Annotated in this window: 17 protein-coding genes; 9 read left to right on the plus strand and 8 right to left on the minus strand. The window is 67.3% G+C overall.

Going from position 1 to position 17,585, the window contains the following annotated elements:
* Positions 1-101 precede the first annotated feature (101 nt).
* Positions 102-1,667, minus strand: a complete 1,566-nt coding sequence (gene crtD, locus PFX90_RS14825) for a 1-hydroxycarotenoid 3,4-desaturase CrtD (protein WP_285713354.1) — start codon at positions 1,665-1,667, stop codon at positions 102-104.
* 96 nt (positions 1,668-1,763) lie between these two features.
* On the opposite strand from crtD, the gene PFX90_RS14830 reads away from it, so the two are divergent.
* The 9 genes from PFX90_RS14830 to pufM all read left to right on the plus strand — a co-directional run bounded on the left by PFX90_RS14830 (position 1,764) and on the right by pufM (position 10,437).
* Positions 1,764-2,888 (plus strand): methyltransferase, encoded by a 1,125-nt coding sequence (locus PFX90_RS14830; protein ID WP_285713355.1) that lies wholly within the window; start codon positions 1,764-1,766, stop codon positions 2,886-2,888.
* Positions 2,889-3,015: 127 nt separating this feature from the next.
* Complete coding sequence (bchC, locus tag PFX90_RS14835) at positions 3,016-3,963, plus strand: chlorophyll synthesis pathway protein BchC (protein ID WP_285713357.1); 948 nt, start codon at positions 3,016-3,018, stop codon at positions 3,961-3,963.
* The gene (locus tag PFX90_RS14840; RefSeq protein ID WP_419180106.1) at positions 3,957-4,952 is read left to right on the plus strand and encodes a chlorophyllide a reductase iron protein subunit X; all 996 of its coding nucleotides are present in this window, start codon (positions 3,957-3,959) and stop codon (positions 4,950-4,952) included. Before bchC ends, PFX90_RS14840 begins: the two co-directional genes overlap by 7 nt.
* Positions 4,949-6,478, plus strand: coding sequence for a chlorophyllide a reductase subunit Y (gene bchY / locus PFX90_RS14845; protein ID WP_285713361.1), 1,530 nt, complete (start codon positions 4,949-4,951; stop codon positions 6,476-6,478). The genes PFX90_RS14840 and bchY overlap by 4 nt, the downstream gene beginning before the upstream one ends.
* Positions 6,475-7,920 (plus strand): chlorophyllide a reductase subunit Z, encoded by a 1,446-nt coding sequence (bchZ, locus tag PFX90_RS14850; protein ID WP_285713362.1) that lies wholly within the window; start codon positions 6,475-6,477, stop codon positions 7,918-7,920. Before bchY ends, bchZ begins: the two co-directional genes overlap by 4 nt.
* A gap of 177 nt (positions 7,921-8,097) precedes the next feature.
* Positions 8,098-8,244, plus strand: coding sequence for a light-harvesting antenna LH1, beta subunit (gene pufB / locus PFX90_RS14855; RefSeq protein WP_285713363.1), 147 nt, complete (start codon positions 8,098-8,100; stop codon positions 8,242-8,244).
* 97 nt (positions 8,245-8,341) lie between these two features.
* A complete protein-coding gene (gene pufA, locus PFX90_RS14860) occupies positions 8,342-8,530 on the plus strand; it encodes a light-harvesting antenna LH1, alpha subunit (RefSeq protein ID WP_017664715.1) in 189 nt (62 codons plus the stop codon).
* 96 nt (positions 8,531-8,626) lie between these two features.
* The gene (pufL, locus tag PFX90_RS14865) at positions 8,627-9,451 is read left to right on the plus strand and encodes a photosynthetic reaction center subunit L (RefSeq protein ID WP_285713364.1); all 825 of its coding nucleotides are present in this window, start codon (positions 8,627-8,629) and stop codon (positions 9,449-9,451) included.
* Between the two features lie 14 nt (positions 9,452-9,465).
* On the plus strand, positions 9,466-10,437 hold the full coding sequence (pufM, locus tag PFX90_RS14870) for a photosynthetic reaction center subunit M (RefSeq protein ID WP_285713366.1): 972 nt from the start codon (positions 9,466-9,468) through the stop codon (positions 10,435-10,437).
* A gap of 121 nt (positions 10,438-10,558) precedes the next feature.
* Here pufM and PFX90_RS14875 read toward each other — a convergent pair whose 3' ends face one another.
* The 7 genes from PFX90_RS14875 to PFX90_RS14905 all read right to left on the minus strand — a co-directional run bounded on the left by PFX90_RS14875 (position 10,559) and on the right by PFX90_RS14905 (position 17,421).
* Positions 10,559-10,813, minus strand: a complete 255-nt coding sequence (locus PFX90_RS14875; RefSeq protein WP_285713367.1) for a hypothetical protein — start codon at positions 10,811-10,813, stop codon at positions 10,559-10,561.
* 26 nt (positions 10,814-10,839) lie between these two features.
* Positions 10,840-11,343, minus strand: a complete 504-nt coding sequence (locus PFX90_RS14880; protein ID WP_285713369.1) for a TspO/MBR family protein — start codon at positions 11,341-11,343, stop codon at positions 10,840-10,842.
* Positions 11,344-11,392: 49 nt separating this feature from the next.
* Positions 11,393-12,586 (minus strand): geranylgeranyl diphosphate reductase, encoded by a 1,194-nt coding sequence (locus tag PFX90_RS14885; RefSeq protein ID WP_285713370.1) that lies wholly within the window; start codon positions 12,584-12,586, stop codon positions 11,393-11,395.
* Complete coding sequence (locus tag PFX90_RS14890) at positions 12,583-13,941, minus strand: BCD family MFS transporter (RefSeq protein WP_285713371.1); 1,359 nt, start codon at positions 13,939-13,941, stop codon at positions 12,583-12,585. Before PFX90_RS14890 ends, PFX90_RS14885 begins: the two co-directional genes overlap by 4 nt.
* Complete coding sequence (chlG, locus tag PFX90_RS14895) at positions 13,941-14,867, minus strand: chlorophyll synthase ChlG (protein WP_285713372.1); 927 nt, start codon at positions 14,865-14,867, stop codon at positions 13,941-13,943. Before chlG ends, PFX90_RS14890 begins: the two co-directional genes overlap by 1 nt.
* A gap of 235 nt (positions 14,868-15,102) precedes the next feature.
* Positions 15,103-16,524 (minus strand): transcriptional regulator PpsR, encoded by a 1,422-nt coding sequence (gene ppsR, locus PFX90_RS14900; RefSeq protein WP_285713374.1) that lies wholly within the window; start codon positions 16,522-16,524, stop codon positions 15,103-15,105.
* 12 nt (positions 16,525-16,536) lie between these two features.
* The gene (locus PFX90_RS14905) at positions 16,537-17,421 is read right to left on the minus strand and encodes a cobalamin B12-binding domain-containing protein (protein ID WP_285713376.1); all 885 of its coding nucleotides are present in this window, start codon (positions 17,419-17,421) and stop codon (positions 16,537-16,539) included.
* Positions 17,422-17,585: the final 164 nt, after the last annotated feature.

Below are 17,585 nucleotides of genomic sequence, written 5' to 3' on the forward strand. Positions count from 1 at the left end.
CCCGTAGAGCGCGACGTTGAGGCAGGCATGGTCGAGCGGGTCGTGGCGGCCGGAGCGCTTGTAGTAGGGCGAGAAGACCGAGCCCAGGAAGGCGATGATGGTCAGCCCGTGCTGCCCGTCGTCGGAGATGGCATCGACATACCACCAGGTGTAGCCGCCTGCCGGGATCGCCTCGTCGAAGCGAGGTCCTTCGCGATCACCCGCGTGGCCAGCTGCCCGGACAAGGCTGCCATGGGGACGCCGGCCGCCGGATGGGTCGCCCCGCCCGTGCAGTAGAGACCGGGCAGCCGGGTCCTCGGACCCTGCCGCTGGAAGGAGGCCGCCCAGCCGTGCGACGCTCGCCCATAGAGGGCGCCGCCCGTGGCCGGGAAGAGGTGCTCCCAATCCTCGGGCGTCATGAGCCGATGCGGGAAGGGCTCGTCCAGTGTCAGGCCGCAGCGCCGAAGCGTTGCCATCATGGCGCGTGTGCATCGGTCTCTCTCCTCGGGGGTGTAGGCGTGGACGTCTCCGTCGGCAGGGGCGTTGACGATGATCTGGAGGCGCTCGCGCCCAGTCGGCGGGGGCGCGTGGTGGTCGGCGCCGCGGTCAATGGCGCAGACGTAGACGGTGGGCTCTGCGGGCGTGCGGCCGGCGCCGATGTCGGCGAACTCGGCGCGGTAATCGCGGGAGAAGAAGACGTTATGGTGGGTGAGCGCGGCCCCGCGCGTCTCGGCATGGGCATACCAGACCAGCGCGGAGAGCGAGCGTTTGGGCCTCGGGATCGCAGGCACGGCACGCTGTGCCGCCGCGCCGAAGCGGCCGGTGGCGAGCGCGGAAGGGTCGCCGTTGCAGATGACGGTGTCGGCCGGGATGACCTCGCCCGACGCCAGCCTGACCCCGCTGGTGCGGCCCTTGGCGACGAGCACCTCGGCGACGGCAGCACCCGTGCGCACCCTTGCCCCCTGCCGCTCGGCAAGGCTGGCGAGCGCCCTGGCAAGCGCGTGAATGCCCCCCTCGATCAGCCACACCCCGCGCGCCTCGAGATGCGCGATCAGCATCAGCGTCGCAGGGGCCTTGAAGGGCGAGGAGCCGCAATAGGTGGCGTAGCGCCCGAACAGCTGCTGCAAGCGCGGGTCCCTGAAGTGCTCGCCCAGCGCCGCCCACATCCCGTCGAAGGGCCGCATCGCCAGCATCTCGGGGAGCTTGGAGAGGCCCATGCGCCACATCATCGGCAGCGGCGTGCTCGCCTTGTCGCCGTGGAGGAAGGGGTCCTCGAGCACTCTGAAAATCCGCGCCGCCTCGGCTGCGAAGGCGGCATAGCCGCGCGCAGCCTCCGCCCCGGCAAACTTGCCGACCGCATCGACGCTCGCGTTATGGTCGGCGAAGAGATCGAGATGCCCGCTTGCATCGTCCCACCAGTGGCGCGCCAGCACATCGGCCTTGCGGACCGTCACATGATCCTCGAGCCGCGCGCCGCAAGCCGCGAAGATGGCGTCGAACACCCCGCGATAGGTGAAGACCGTCGGCCCGCCGTCGATCTCCACGCCATCCACCTCGACCCGGCGCGCCTTGCCCCCGACCCAGGCCTCTTTCTCGAGCACCGTAACGTCGCACCCGCGCGCGGCCAGCAGCGCGGCGCTGGTCAGCCCGCCGATGCCTGCACCGATGACGACGACTCGCCCGTTCACTTGCCCTCGCTCCCGTCGATCCTACGCGATTATCATTGACCTTACGCCGCCATCTGTCCAACTATTTAGACATATGGCCTGTAAAGCATCCCGCAAGTGAGCCGCTGGACGGCCTTAAGGCTCGGCTATGTGGCGCGCCGCAACCGGGTGTTTGCCTCGCCAAAGTTCCAGCACTGGGCCGCCCGCCTGCCGGTGATCAGGTGGATCGCCAGGAGCCGCGCCAATGGTGCCTTCGACCTGCTCGCGGGCTTCGCCTATTCGCAGGTCCTGCGCGCCTATGTCGAAGGCGGGCTGTTCGACATCCTCAAGGACGGCCCCCTCGGCGCGCGGGCGATCGCGGGGCGGATGGGCCTGACCGAGGATGCCGCCCTCACCCTGCTGCGCGCCGGGCGCCCGCTGATGCTGTCGGAGGAGCCTGCGCCCGATCACTGGATGCTTGGCGAGCAAGGCGCTGTATTCGCATCCAATCCCGGCGTGCAGGCGATGGTGCGCCACCACCGCCTGCTCTATGCCGACCTCGCCGACCCACTCGCCCTGCTGCGCACCGACCGCAAGGAGCCGACCTCGCTCTCGCGCTTCTGGACTTATGCCGGAGCGCTCCAGGGCGTGGCCGAAAGGGGCGAGGACACGGCAGAATATTCCCAGCTCATGGCCGCCTCGCAGCACTTCGTCGCCGACGAGGTGCTGGCGAGCATGGCCTTCCGCGATGTGCGCAAGCTGCTCGATGTCGGCGGGGGGCACGGGGCGTTCCTGCGGCATATCGGCACGGCATGGCCGCATCTGAAGCTTGGCCTGTTCGACCTGCCCGAAGTCGCGACGACGGGCGCGGGCGTGCTCGGCGCGGCGCTGGGCGAGACCCGCGTCACCGCGCATCCGGGCAATTTCTTCAGCGATTCCATACCACAGGGCTACGACATGGTGTCGCTGATCCGTATCCTGCACGATCACGACGATGGCCCGGCGCAGGCGCTGCTCGCCAATATCCGCAAGAGCCTTGCCCCCGGCGCGCGCCTCCTCATCGCCGAGCCGATGGCGCGCATCCCCGGCAGCGAGGCGATGGGTGAGGCCTTCTTCGGCCTCTACCTCTGGGCGATGGGCTCGGGCCGCCCGCGCAGCCCGGCCGAAATCATCGCCATGACCCGCGCCGCGGGCTTTGCCAGCGCGCGCTTCGTCGCAACCGCGCAACCGGTCAACGCAAGCGTGATTATCGCCACCGCCTGACGATAAAATGTCCAATCGGTTTGACAGTCAGGAACGTAAGGCGTAGCACACAGTTGGGAGAACGTAGCTGCGGGGTTTTCGACTCGGCGTTCGCGCCTCGAATCCACCCCTCAGGGAGACCGAGGAAATGAACACGTTGGCCGTCATTCTCGAAGCACCGGAGCGCCTCGCTCTCCGGGCGCTTGAGATGAAGCCCGTGGAGGCCTCGGATGTTCTCGTCGAAATCGCCTGGAGCGGGATCAGCACCGGCACAGAGAAACTCCTCTTCACCGGCCGCATGCCGCCCTTCCCGGGGCTCGGCTATCCGCTGGTGCCCGGTTACGAATCGGTCGGCCGCATCACCGATGCCGGGCCCGAAGCCCGCGCCCGGATCGGCGACTGGGTCTTCGTTCCAGGAGCCAATTGCTACACCGATGCGCGCGGCCTCTTCGGGGGCACAGCGCGCCGCGTGATAGTGCCGTCGGCGCGGGCGTTGCCGATCCCCGAACACCTCGGCGAGGCCGGGGTGCTCTGTGCCCTCGCGGCGACGGCACTACACGCGATCAAGGGCGGCTTTGCCCGGCGTGAGGCGCTGCCCGATCTCATCATCGGCCACGGCGTCTTGGGCCGCCTGCTCGCCCGGCTGACGCTGGCGCTGGGCGGCGCGGCTCCCACCGTGTGGGAAACCAACCCCGCCCGCCGCTCGGGCGCTGTTGGCTACAACGTCATCGACCCCGCCGCCGACGAGCGCCGCGATTACCACGCGATCTATGATGCCAGCGGCGACGCGGGCCTGATCGACGAGCTCATCATGCGCCTCGCCAAGGGCGGCGAGATCGTGCTCGCGGGCTTCTATTCCGAACGCGTCAGCTTCGCCTTTCCGGCCGCCTTCATGCGCGAGGCGCATTTCCGCGTCGCCGCCGAATGGCAGCCGGGCGACCTCGCCGAAACGCGGGCGCTGATCGAATGCGGGAGGCTCGACCTCAAGGGCCTCGTCACCAACCGGCGTCCTGCCGGCGAGGCGCTAGACGCCTACCCCCAAGCCTTCAGCGATCCCGATTGCCTGAAGATGGTTCTCGATTGGAGCGAATGCTGATGTCCGTGCTTGATACCCAGGCGGCCAACCTTCGCGACGAGGCTTCGCATGAGCCCGATCCGGTCCACACCGGCGAGGTGAAGAGCGAAACCCAGATCATCGCGATCTACGGCAAGGGCGGCAGCGGCAAGAGCTTCGCGCTCGCCAATTTGAGCTACATGATGGCCCAGCAGGGCAAGCGCGTGTTGCTGATCGGCTGCGATCCGAAGAGCGACACCACCAGCCTCCTGTTCGGCGGCAAGGCGACGCCCTCGATCATCGAGACCTCCAGCCGCAAGAAGCTTGCAGGCGAGGAAGTGCGCATCGAGGATGTGTGCTTCCAGCGCGACGGCGTCTTCGCGATGGAGCTCGGCGGCCCCGAAGTCGGCCGCGGCTGCGGCGGGCGCGGGATCATCCACGGCTTCGAGACGCTCGAGAAGCTCGGCTTCCACGATTGGGGCTTCGATTACGTCCTGCTCGACTTTCTGGGTGACGTGGTGTGCGGCGGCTTCGGCCTGCCGATCGCGCGGGACATGTGCCAGAAGGTGATCGTGGTCGGCTCGAACGACCTGCAATCGCTCTATGTCGCGAACAACGTGTGCCAGGCGGTCGAGTATTTCCGCAAGATGGGCGGGAACGTCGGCGTCGCGGGCATGATCGTCAACAAGGACGACGGCACGGGCGAGGCCCATGCCTTTGCCGAGGCCGTGGGCATCCCGGTGCTGACCGCGATCCCCGCCAACGAGGACATCCGCCGCAAGAGCGCCAATTACCAGATCATCGGCATCCCCGGCGGCGAGTGGGGCAGCCTGTTCGAAACCCTGGCCGAGAATGTCGCCACCGCTCCGCCGCTGCGGCCCAACCCGCTCGATCAGGACGGGCTGCTCGGCCTGTTCAGCGCCGATGTGGTGGGCGGCAATGTCGAGCTCGTCCCCGCGACCCAGGCCGACATGCGCGGCGGCGTGTTCGAGACGAGGCCCAGCCTCGAAGTGGTCTACGACGAGGCATGAGCGAGCATTCCGCCTTTGACGCGCCCCAGCGCTCTGCCGACCGGATCGATCTCGATCCCGGTGCGGGCGCCTGCGCGTCCAAGGACACCATGAACGAGGCCGCCCGCGCCGCCGGCAAGAGCGAGATCCTCGATCAGTATGCGGCCGACTACCCCGTCGGCCCGCATGACCAACCCCAATCCATGTGCCCCGCGTTCGGGTCACTCCGGGTGGGCCTGAGAATGCGGCGCACTGCGACCGTGCTCTCGGGCTCGGCCTGCTGCGTCTATGGCCTGACCTTCACCTCGCACTTCTACGGCGCGCGGCGGACGGTGGGCTATGTGCCCTTCTCCTCGGAAACGCTGGTGACGGGCAAGCTGTTCGAGGACATCAAGGAAGCGGTCGAAGGCCTCGCCGATCCCGAGCTCTATGACGCCATCGTGGTCACCAACCTGTGTGTCCCCACCGCGAGCGGCGTGCCGCTGCGGCTGCTCGGCAAGGCGATCAACGGCGTGCGGATCATCGGCATCGATGTCCCCGGCTTCGGCATCCCGACCCACGCCGAGGCGAAGGACGTGCTGGCGGGCGCGATGCTGCAATATGCCCGCGAGGAAGTGATGAGCGGGCCGGTTGCGGCCCCGCGCGAACGCTCCGACCTGCCCTCGGTGGCGCTGCTGGGCGAGATGTTCCCGGCCGATCCGGTGGTGATCGGCCAGATGTTGGCACCTCTCGGCCTTGCTGCCGGGCCGGTCGTCCCGACCCGCGAATGGCGCGAGCTTTATGCCGCATTGGATTGCGCGGTCGTCGCCGCGATCCACCCCTTTTACACCGCTTCGATCCGCGAATTCGAAGCCGCCGGCCGCCCGGTCATCGGCTCCGCCCCCGTTGGCGCGGACGGCACCGCCGCCTGGTTGCAATCGCTGGGCGATGTCATGGGCCTGCCGCAGGCCAAGGTCGACGGCGTCAAGAACGCGATGATCGCCGCCTGCAAGGGCGCGCTCGCCAATATGCCGATCAAGGGGCGGATCACCGTCTCGGGCTATGAAGGCTCCGAGCTGCTGGTCGCCCGCCTGCTGGTCGAAAGCGGCGCGGATGTGCGCTATGTCGGCTCCGCCTGCCCGCGCACCAAGTGGTCAGACGCCGACCGCGAATGGCTCGAGGCGCGCGGCGTGCAGGTGCAGTTCCGCGCGAGCCTCGAACAGGACATCGCCGCGGTCGAGGAATACCGCCCCGATCTCGCGATTGGCACCACGCCCGTCGTGCAGCACGCCAAGGCCAAGGCGATTCCCGCCCTCTATTTCACCAACCTGATCTCCGCGCGCCCGCTGATGGGCCCGGCGGGGGCTGGCAGCCTTGCGACCGTGATCAACGCCGCGATGGGCAACAAGGCGCGCTTCGATGCGATGCGCGATTTCTTCGAAGGCGTCGGCACTGAACATGCCGCGGGCGTGTGGGAAGACCTCCCGGTCGACCGGCCCAAGTTCCGCAAGAAATACGCCGCCTTGAACGAGGCCGCGCGCAAGGCGTCGGAGGCGATCGGCACATGACGCTCGTCCTCGATCATGATCGCGCCGGCGGTTACTGGGGCGCCACCTACGTCTTCACTGCGGTGAAGGGCTTGCAGGTCATCATCGACGGCCCGGTCGGCTGCGAGAACCTGCCCGTCACCAGCGTCCTGCACTACACCGACGCCCTGCCCCCGCACGAACTCCCCATCGTCGTCACCGGCTTGGGCGAGGAAGAGCTGGGCAAGACCGGCACCGAAGGCGCGATGAAGCGCGCGTGGAAGACCCTCGATCCCGAACTGCCCGCCGTGGTCGTCACCGGCTCGATCGCCGAGATGATCGGCGGCGGCGTCACGCCCGAGGGCACCAATATCAAGCGCTTCCTGCCGCGCACCATCGACGAGGACCAGTGGCAATCGGCTGACCGCGCGCTGACCTGGCTGTGGACCGAATTCGGCCCCAAGAAGATGCCCGCCCGCCGCGAGAGGCGCGAGGGCGAGAAGCCGGTCGTCAACATCATCGGGCCGAGCTACGGCATGTTCAACATGCCCTCCGACCTCGCCGAGATCCGCCGTCTGGTCGAAGGCATCGGCGCGGAAGTCGGCGTGGTCTTCCCGCTCGGCACCCACCTTGCCGACATCGCCAAGCTGGCGAACGCGGACGCCAATGTCTGCCTCTACCGCGAGTTCGGCCGCAATCTGTGCGAGACGCTCGAGCGGCCCTATTTCCAGGCCCCCGTCGGCCTGTCGCAGACCACCAAGTTCCTGCGCGCGCTCGCCGCCGAGCTCGGGCTCGACCCCGAGCCCTTCATCGAGCGCGAGAAGCACACCACCATCAAGCCCCTGTGGGACCTGTGGCGTTCGGTCACGCAGGACTTCTTCGGCACCGCGAGCTTCGGCATCGTCGCTAACGAGACTTACGCGCGTGGCATCCGCCACTTCCTCGAAGACGACATGGGCCTGCCCTGCGCCTTCGCTTTCTCGCGCTGCGCCGGCGTGAAGCCCAAGAACGAGGACGTGCGCGCCGCGATTCGCGCCAACCCGCCGCTGGTGGTGTTCGGCAGCTATAACGAGCGCATGTACATGGCCGAGTGCGGCGCGCGCGGGATGTATATCCCCGCAAGCTTCCCCGGCGCGGCGATCCGCCGCCACACCGGCACGCCCTTCATGGGCTATTCGGGCGCGACCTATCTGGTGCAGGAAGTGTGCAATGCGCTGTTCGATGCGCTGTTCCACATCCTCCCGCTCGGCACCGAGATGGACAAGGTCGATCCGACCCCGGCGCGCAACGAGGCCCAATTGACCTGGGACAATGACGCCAAGGCCAAGCTCGACCAGCTTGTCGAAGCGCAGCCGGTGCTGATCCGCATCTCCGCCGCCAAGCGCTTGCGCGACGCGGCCGAGCGGACCGCGCGCCAGCGGGGCGAGACCACAGTTACGGCAGATTGCCTCGCCGAGGCACTGCTCGAAGGAACGGGAGCATGACGATGATGCAAACCGCCCTTCACCACCCTTTGTCGCTGCTGCGGGCAATCCCCGCATCGGCACAAGCCCATGCCCCCCTTCCACAGGGGGCTCTCCAATCCACGTGGGGGATCACGCGGGGATGCCGACGGGGGCCTTCGGGCTTCCACTCACACCCAACTGAACGGAGACAACCCAATGAATGAACGCATCGGGACTCACCTGACCCCTGAAGAGGCTCAGGAAATCCACAAGGGCTTCACGGGCACCTTCACCATCTACGTGGTGATCGCCCTCGTCGCTCACGCGCTCGTCTGGGCCGACAAGCCCTGGCTGCCGATCTGATCGATAGCCGGTTTGCTGCCGCACGGCCGGGGTAATCCCTCGCGCCTTCACGGCTGACACCCCGACTATCTTTGCGAAACATTCGAAGGAATTCACCATGTGGAGACTTTGGTTCTACTTTGACATCCGCCGCACCCTCGTGGCGCTGCACGTTGGTCTCGCCGTCCTGGCGTTCACCATCCACTTCATCCTGCTCAGCACCGATCGTTACAACTGGCTCGAAGACGCCAGCGCTGCGCCGGCTGCGGCTGCTGTCACCTCGTCGGAAGCTCCGGCGGCGGGATAGCACCCACGAAATGTGAGGGGGCAGGTTCGCCTGCCTGCCTCCTAACACTCGTCGACAACCTATAGCACCCGCCCTTGTGGCGAGGAGGATGGACCTATGGCGCTCCTTAGTTTCGAGCGGAAATACCGCGTCCGCGGTGGCACATTGATCGGCGGCGACCTTTTCGACTTCTGGGTCGGGCCGTTTTATGTCGGATTCTTTGGAGTGACTGCGGCAATCAGCGCCCTTCTGGGCACCATGCTGATCTTTGCTGCTGCAACCCAGGGGCCGACCCTCAACCCGTGGCTCATTTCGATCAACCCGCCGCCGATCGAATATGGCCTCAGCCTCGCTCCGATGGAGCAGGGCGGATACTGGCAGATCATCACCTGCTGCGCCGTCATCGCCTTCACATCGTGGGTCGGACGGCAGGCGGAAATCTCGCGCAAGCTCGGCATGAGTTACCATGTGCCGATCGCATTCAGCGTCGCGGTTTTCGCCTATGTCTCGCTCAACGTCATCCGTCCCTTGTGGATGGGCGCGTGGGGCAACGGCTTCCCCTACGGGATCTGGACCCACCTCGAGTGGGTCTCGAACGTCGGCTACGCCTTCGGCAACTTCCACTACAACCCCGTGCACATGCTCGCGATCACGTTCTTCTTCACGAACTGTCTCGCGCTCGCGATGCATGGCGGCCTGGTGCTGTCGGCGGTCAATCCGAGCGGGGGCACCGACGTCAAGACGCCCGAATACGAAGACACCTATTTCCGTGACTTCATCGGCTATTCGGTCGGCACGCTCGGCATTCACCGGGTGGGGCTGTTCCTGGCACTCAATGCCGGGTTCTGGAGCGCCATCTGCATCGTCATCTCCGGCACTCTGTATGTCGGCAGCTGGATCGAATTCTGGGATTTCTGGAAGAAGATCCCGATCTGGTCGTAAGGAGCACCTGAACCATGGCGACTTATCAGAACATCTTCACGCAGGTGCAGGTCAAGGGGCCACCCGAAATGGGTGTCCCGCTGGCACCCGAGGAAGATATCCGCCTTCCCTATACGGGATACAACTACTGGCTCGGCAAGATCGGGCAGGCCCAGTTCGGGCCCGTCTATCTCGGCTGGTCGGGCATGCTCAGCCTTGCCTTCGGCACGCTGGCGATCATGATCATCGGGCTCAACTTCTGGGCGCAGGTGAACTGGAGCCCGCAAGGCTTCATGCGCGAGTTCTTCTGGCTCTACCTCGCGCCTCCGGGGCCGGAATACGGCTTCAGCCCCTTCGTCCCGCTGGAGAAGGGTGGCTGGTGGATCCTCGCCGGCTTCAGCCTGACGGTCTCGATCCTGCTGTGGTGGGTGCGCACCTACACCCGCGCCAAGGCTCTCGGCATGGGGATGCACATTCCCTGGGCCTTCGCCTCGGCCATCTGGCTCTACCTGGTGCTGGGCTTCATCCGCCCGATGCTGCTGGGTGACTGGTCGCAGGCGGTGCCCTTCGGCATCTTCGAGCACCTCAACTGGACGAACAACTTCTCGCTCACTTACGGGAACCTGTTCTACAACCCGTTCCACGCGCTCTCGATCGTCTTCCTCTACGGGTCGGCGGTGCTGTTCGCGATGCACGGGGCGACGATCCTGGCTCTCGGCCGCTACGGCGGGGAGCGCGAGATCGAGCAGATCACCGACCGCGGGACGGCTGCCGAACGCGGCGCGCTGTTCTGGCGCTGGGTGATGGGCTTCAATGCGACCTTCGAGTCGATCCACCGCTGGGCCTGGTGGTTCGCGGTGCTGACCACGCTTACCGGCGGGATCGGCATCCTCTTGACCGGCACGGTGGTCGACAACTGGTACCTGTGGGCCCAGGAGCACTACTACGCGCCCGACACGATCAACTACGATCCGAGCGGCGCCGCGCAGGCCGCGCAGGGCGGCTGACACACCGAGGGGGCGCCGGGCCTGCGAGGGTCCGGCTTCCGCCAGAGATGAAAGACCCGGCCGGGCGGCAAGCCTGGCCGGGTTTTTCTATGCCCGGCGTGCAGGCGGGAGAACTGGTGGCTCAGGGATCGAGGCGGGTGCGCAGGTCCATCAGGTGGAGCGGCAGCGAGGCGGCGAGCGGGAGCGCGATCCACCACCAATCCGCCCCCGTCAGCGCGGCCCTCAGCCCAAGCACGATCAGCGCCGCCGGGCCGATGAGGCCGATCACCCTGCCCCAGCGCCACCCGGCCCTAAGGCGCAACCACAGGGCCTCCGCCAGCAACACGCCAAGGATCAGATCGGCCGCGTGGCCGCTGGCGAAGAAGGCCGCGATCATCGCTTTATCCCCCGCCCCGTCCGGCCTCAGCCGAAGGGCGCGTTGAGCTGCACCACCGCCCAGTTGAGCGCGCCCGCAAAGCTCACCCAGCCGAGATAGGGCACCAGCAGCAGCGCCGCACCCTTCGAGAAGCGGCCGCAATAGACGATCATCGCGAGGATCGAGAGCCACAGCACCACCACCTCGACAAAGGCCCAGTCGGGGCGCTGGAAGCGGAAGAACAGGATCGACCAGGTAATGTTGAGAAAGCCGTTGAGCGCGAACAGCCCGATCACCCACTCCGCCTCAGCCGAGGTGCGTGCGGCGCGCCAGGCCGCGACGCCCGCCAGCGTGATCAGCGCATAGATCAGCGTCCAGCCCATCGGAAACAGCGCGTCGGGCGGGTTCCAGTCGGGCTTGGCAAGGCCCTGATACCACGGCCCCAGATCGGTCACGGTCGCGCCCAGCGCGGCGACACAGGCCGCAGCGATGGTCGCCACGATGACGGGGATGACGATCGTCGGCTTCATGAGCACAAGTCTAGGCTGCATCGTCGCCTCCTGGCAATGGCCGCCCGCGCGGCACTCTGCCCCCTCGCGCTCAGTGCGCCGGGCTCAGGCCGAGCAGGTGCGCGGTGTCCTTCAGGAAGATCTTGACGTGCGCCATCGGTTTGGCGCGCACCAGCTTCTTGTGCATGTAGGCCTGCCAGGTCAGCTCCTGCACGTCCTTGTCGTCGCACATGGTGACGAAGCGCTCGCGGCGCTTGTCGGACGAGTACCAGAAATACTGCATCACCCCGAGCACCCAGAACACCCGCCCATGCTCCTTCATGAAGCGCTTGCGGGCGGTGCGCAGCTGCTTGGCCTCGCCGGTCTTGAGAAAGGCGGCGCTGGCCTCGGCGACCATCCGGCCGCCCACCATGGCATAGTAGATCCCCTCGCCCGAGGCCGGCGCGACGATCCCGGCGGCGTCCCCGGCGACAATGACGTCCGCGCCGTTGTCCCAGCGCTTCAGCGGCTTCAGCGGGATCGGCGCGCCTTCGCGGCGCACGGTCTCGCAGCGGTCGAGCCCGAGGTCGTCGCGGATCGTGGCGATCGCGCCGCGCAGGCTGAAGCCTTTGTTGGCGCTGCCCACCCCGATGCTCGCGGTCTCGCCGTGGGGGAAGACCCAAGCGTAGAAATCGGGCGAGAGGCGGCCCTGATAATAGACGTCGCAGCGCGAGGCATCGAACTGGTCGGTGTTCTTGGGCGGCGACTTGATGATCTCGTGATAGGCGAAGACACAGGGGATGCGCTCCGCGCCCGGCAGGCACTGCTTGGCCACGGCCGAGCGTGCCCCGTCCGCCCCGATCACCACGCGGGCGCGCACGCTTTCGATCGGCCCTCCGCGGGTGCGGCGGAAGGTGACGAGCGGGTGCTTCTGATCGTCACGCTCGATCTTCTCGAAGGTCGCGGTAAGGCGTTCGGCGCCCGAGTGGCGCGCGCGTTCGCGCAGCCATTCGTCGAACTCCTCGCGGTCGACCATGCCGACATAGCCGATCTCGCCCACGGGCATGTCGACCGCACGGCCCGAAGGCGCGATCATCCGGGCCGAGCGCGCCTTGGCGACCAGCAGCGATTGGGGAATGTCGAAATCGGCGAGCAGCCGCGGCGGGACAGCGCCGCCGCAGGGCTTGATCCGCCCGCCACGCTCGATCAGCAGCACCGAATGGCCCGCCAGCGCAAGGTCCGTCGCCGCGGTCGCGCCCGAGGGCCCACCGCCGATCACGACCGCATCATAGATAGTGTGGTTCATGCGAACTGCTCCCTCTTACCCTCGCCCGCGCTCGCCCGGATTGCGGCCGCGCCGGTCGCCTTGACCGCGAGCAGACCCGCCCAGACGAAGGCCGCAGCCTCGACTGCAAACACCAGCTGGAACGCCGCGCCGACCTCGCCCAGCGCGGCGCGCGCCAGATCGAGCCCGACCGCGCCGAGCAAACCGCCGAGCCCGAAGGCGATGGCCTGCGAGGCGCCCCAGACACCCATGCGCACGCCCTCGCGCGTGGTCTCGCCCGCGCCCGCCAGCCCCATCATCGAGCCTATGGCTGCGACCGCGAAGACCCCGTTGCCGAAGCCCAATACGAAGAGGTTCGCCTCCAGCGGCCACGGCGGCCCGGTGATTGCGGCAACACCCAGCGCCGCCAGCGCCGCGCCCGAGGCAAGGCAGCCGCCCACCACCCATGGCCGCAAGCTCCCCGCCGCGCGCGCGGCAAAGGCGCTCCCGCCGATCCCGGCGACGATCATTCCGATCAGGATGCCGCCCTGGTGGAACTGGCCCACGGTCTTGGTCGAATCCCCCGGCGCCATCCCGAAGATGAGCCCCGCAAAGGGCTCGAGGATCAGGTCCTGCATCGAGAAGGCGATCATCGAGACGAAGATGAAGATGGTGAAGCGGCGCGCGGCAGGCTCGTGCCAGATCTCGGCCAGCGCGGCGCGGAAATCGGGGGCGGGCGCATCGTCGGCGGCGTCGCGGAAATGGCCCGCCTGCCGCTCGAGCCGGAAGGTCGCGAGCACCGTCACCGCCACCATCACCGCGGCAAGGCCCGTGGCGACCTCGATCAGGCGCTCGGGGCTGTAGGGCTTCAACAGCGTGCCGACCGTGATCGCCGAGGCGACGATGCCGCCGACCATCATGATCCACGTCACCGCCGCGGCTGCCGCACGCCTTTCGGGCGCGACGCCGCTCGCGAGCAAGGCCAGCGCCGAGGTCCCGCCCGCGCCCACGCCCGCGCCGATCAGCGCATAGGCGACCACGGCGAGCGCGACGGCGAGCGGGAAATTGCCCTCCATCATCAGCGTCGCCTGCGTCGCGAGCAGGCCCCCGCCCGCCAGCACCACGAGGCCGCCGATGATCCACAAGGTGCGGCTGCCGCCCTTGTCGGAAGCATGGCCCCACAACGGGCGGCACAGTTGCACCGCATAATGCCAGGCGACCAGCCCGGCAGGGATCGCGGCAAGGAGTTTCAACTCCACCACCATGATGCGGTTCAGCACCGTCGTCGCCAGCATCACCAGCGCGCCGATCGCGGCCTGCACCATGCCGATGCGGATGATCGCGAGCCAGCCGAAGCCCTTGGTCTGCACGGGCGCGGAGGCGAGCGGGGCGTGCATCAGATATGCCCCCCCAGCCCGAGCGCCGCCGCCAGCATCCCGAGCACATAGAGCGTTACGCCCACGCCGTTATACCACGGCGCATATTTCGCCGGATCGCGCAGCAGCCGTGGCATGGCGGCGATCTGCGCGGCGAGCACGGCGGTCACCGCCACGGCGGAGATCGCATAGCCCCACAAGACCAGCAGCGCGATGACCACCACCTGCGCGCCCGCCATGGTGAGGCAGGCGAGCCGCGCCGCGCGGCTCACGCCGAGCACGACGGGAAGCGAGGTGAGGCCGGTCTGGCGGTCACCCTCCACCGCCTTGAAGTCGTTCAAGACCATGATCCCGTGCGCGCCGAGCGAATAGAGCACCAGCACCGCAAGCACGTGGGCCGAGGGCATTGCGCCCAGCATCACGGTCGCGCCGGTGAACCACGAGAGCCCCTCGTAGGTGAGCCCGCAAACCAGCGGGCCGAGCCAGCCATTGGCCTTGAAGCGCAGCGGCGGAGCCGAATAGGCCCAAGCAAACGCAAGCCCGACGAGGCCTGCGACAAACACGATCGGCCCCAGCGCCCAGGCGACGCTCGCCGAGACGAGGCTCGCGATAATCGCGATGTAGAGCCCCCAGCGGCCCGGGATCCGCCCCGAGGGGATCGGGCGGTGCGGCTCGTTGATGGCATCGACGTGCCGGTCGAACCAGTCGTTGACCGCTTGGGATGTGCCGCACACCAGCGGCCCCGCCAGCATCACGCCGCCCGCGACGAACCACCAGCGCCCCTCCAGGCCTGCGCTCGAGGACACGGCACCGCACATGAAGGCCCACATTGGCGGGAACCAGGTGATGGGTTTGAGCAATTCGAGCACATCGCGTGGCTGCGGCCCGCGGCCGGAACGTGCTGCCGGGGTGGGCACGGTGCGAGTCGAAGGTACCGAGTGCTCCATATTTCGAGGCTATGCCTGACAAGCAAGAGCGTCAAATTATTTTGACACCTCGAATCGGCCAAACCCCGATTTCGGCGTTCAAAATCGTAAATGCGCGCGCAGCATGTCACTTCGGGACATGACAGCGCGCTTGACACTCATTTTTTGGGGGCGGGCCTCGATGCCCGGCGCCAGAATGGCGGAAAACCGGCGTCGGGCGGCAAAAATGCGAGCCGCGCGCAGCGGCCGGGCGGCGCTACTCGCCGTCGCCCGCCAGATTGCCGAGCCCGTAGCGGTGGAGCTTGGAATAGAGGCTCTGGCGCGACAGGCCGAGGATCTCGGCCGCCGAGGCGCGGTTGTCCGAGGTATAGCTCAAAGCCGCCTCGATACACAGCCGCTCGATCAGGTCGGTGCTCTCGCGCACGATGTCCTTGAGGCTCATGCGGCCCACCAGTTCGGTGAGCTGCTCGACCGAGCGCGGCAGATCCTGCTGGCCCGGCGGCAGATCGCGCAAGCGGCGGCCCACGGGGCGGATCACGAAGGCGTAATAGCCATCCTCGCCCGAGGTGCGAACCGCCGACAATTCAACCGGTTCGCCTTCGATATCGTGACCCACTCTCAGGACGGTCGCGACATTGCGCGCGGCGCCGTGCTGGTCGATCTGGCCTTCGATCAGATCGAGATCGATCCCCGGCCGGCCGATCGATTCCGACAGGTGCCGCCCGCGCAGCTGGTCGACGCTCGCGGCCTGGAGCATCTCGACGAAGGCGGCATTGGCGGTGACGATCTCGAGATTGCTGTCGGCCACCACGAAGGCATCGGGCATCTGGTCGACCAGCGCCAAAACGGGGGAAAACTCGCCCGCGGGACGATCGGTCGCGGGGACAAGGCGCACCAGCAGGAACTGGCCGCGGTCCTGGGTGAAGCCGGCGATGCTCGCCATTACCTCGCGCTGGCCGCGGGCGATGCGGATGCGCGCGGGGCTCACCGTGTCGGACACCAGCGCCGCACCCACGAGCGATTGCAACGCTTCCTGCGCGCTCTTGTCGATGAAGGTCGCGAGCTTCTTGCCCGGCAGGCCGCCAGGGCGCGCGCCGACCAGCGCGTGCGCCGAGGGATTCGCCTCGCGGATGCGCAGCGTGCCAGCCTCGACGATCATCACCGGTTCGGTCGAACGCTCGAACAGCATCCGGTAACGCGCCTCGAGCTGGCGCATCCTGAGATAGTCACGCTCGAGCGATTGCTGGACCTGCAGCAGGCGCTGCTGGAGCTTCCCCGCCTCGCGCAGATCGCGCCCGAAAGCGATGCGGTGCTCGCCCCCGTTGACGCTCAGCACGGCGTAGCGGATCGGCACGTCGCCATCGCGCGAGGGATGGTTGACCTGCCGCCAGTGCTGCACCTCGCCGCGCCGGGCGGCGGCGAGCATCTCCATGATTTTCGGGCGGGATTCGTCGGTGACCGTCTCGATCCAGTTGTTGCCGACGAGATTGGCGAAGCTCGGAAACTCGCGCGGATCGAATGCCGCATCGAGGATCGTGCCGGTATCGTCAAGCACCAGCGTGACATCGCCCGCGACCATCGCCAGCTTCATCGCCGCATCGGCATCGAGCGTGTTGAACAGCTCAGCCGCCTTCCCGAACGGGTGCTTGCCTTCGATCGAGTGTTTGCGGGTGAGCATCTGCTGTCGAACCTACCGGAGGTTCAGATCACGGTCAGCAGCAACCTTCACCAGGCCATTTGCGAGTTCGAGCGCCGAAAGCGCGTCTGCCCCTGTGCCGTCGGCCCCAACTTCCATCGCCATTCCGGGATTCTCGTTGATCATTCGCCCGCCGACAAGCACGATGATGTGGGGATTGGCGGAGACATTGCGCACCGCCTTGATGAGGTTGCTCAATGCCGCGCTAGGGCAATCGCGGGCCAGCGTCAATCCGAGGAGATCGAAGGGCTGGCGGGCGAGCCGGTCGAGCAGCTCGCGGCGCTCGGGCTTGACCAGCGCCTCGCTGCGCCAGCCGCCGCGGGCGAAGACCTCCTCGAGCATCAGCGTGCCGAAATTGTGGTGGTCGCCGGGCATCGGCGAGAACAGCGCGCTGAAGGGCAGCGCGAGGCCGGCAAAGTCGACCGGCGAGCGCGCCGCGACTTCGCGCATCACTTCCTGAAGTCGCCACAAACCCATTGTAACGTCGAGGAAATCGCACTCGTCGCGCTCCCACATCTCGCCCAGTTTGCGGGCGGCGGGGGCGAGCAGATCGAGGCAGATGGTCTCGACCGAGGCGCCCTTGGCGATGAAGCCGTCGACCTCTTCGAGGAGAGCTGCCGCTTCCAGCCGCAAGGGCAGGAGGGCAAAGTCTGCGGCCTCATCGGGGCTGATCGCGCGCAGCAGGCGGGATCGGGTCCGGGTCTCGGTGGCGGAATGGGCCATCAGCAGGCGGGGTATGATCTCGCTCTCGATGATGGTGTTGACCGAATCGTGCTGTTCGGCCTGCCCCGATGCCCTGCGGCGGACGGCTTCGAGCGGGGCCGTGATGACCCCGCGCAAGCCGGCGCCGAACATCCCCGATGCCTTGGACTCTCCCATTCGTCAGACCCTCCCAGGTCGTGCGGACGAACCTTCCGCAGGAGGTAGTGACTGCCTCGAGGGCAGCCATTGGCTCTGATCCCGAAAAGCCAGCGACTCCTATCTACGCCTTTTTCGCTCTTGGCGCAAACGACCTTACCCATGATAGGCCAGTCGTCAACAGA

The organism is Erythrobacter oryzae (genome assembly GCF_030271515.1).
Taxonomy (GTDB): Bacteria; Pseudomonadota; Alphaproteobacteria; order Sphingomonadales; family Sphingomonadaceae; genus Erythrobacter; species Erythrobacter oryzae.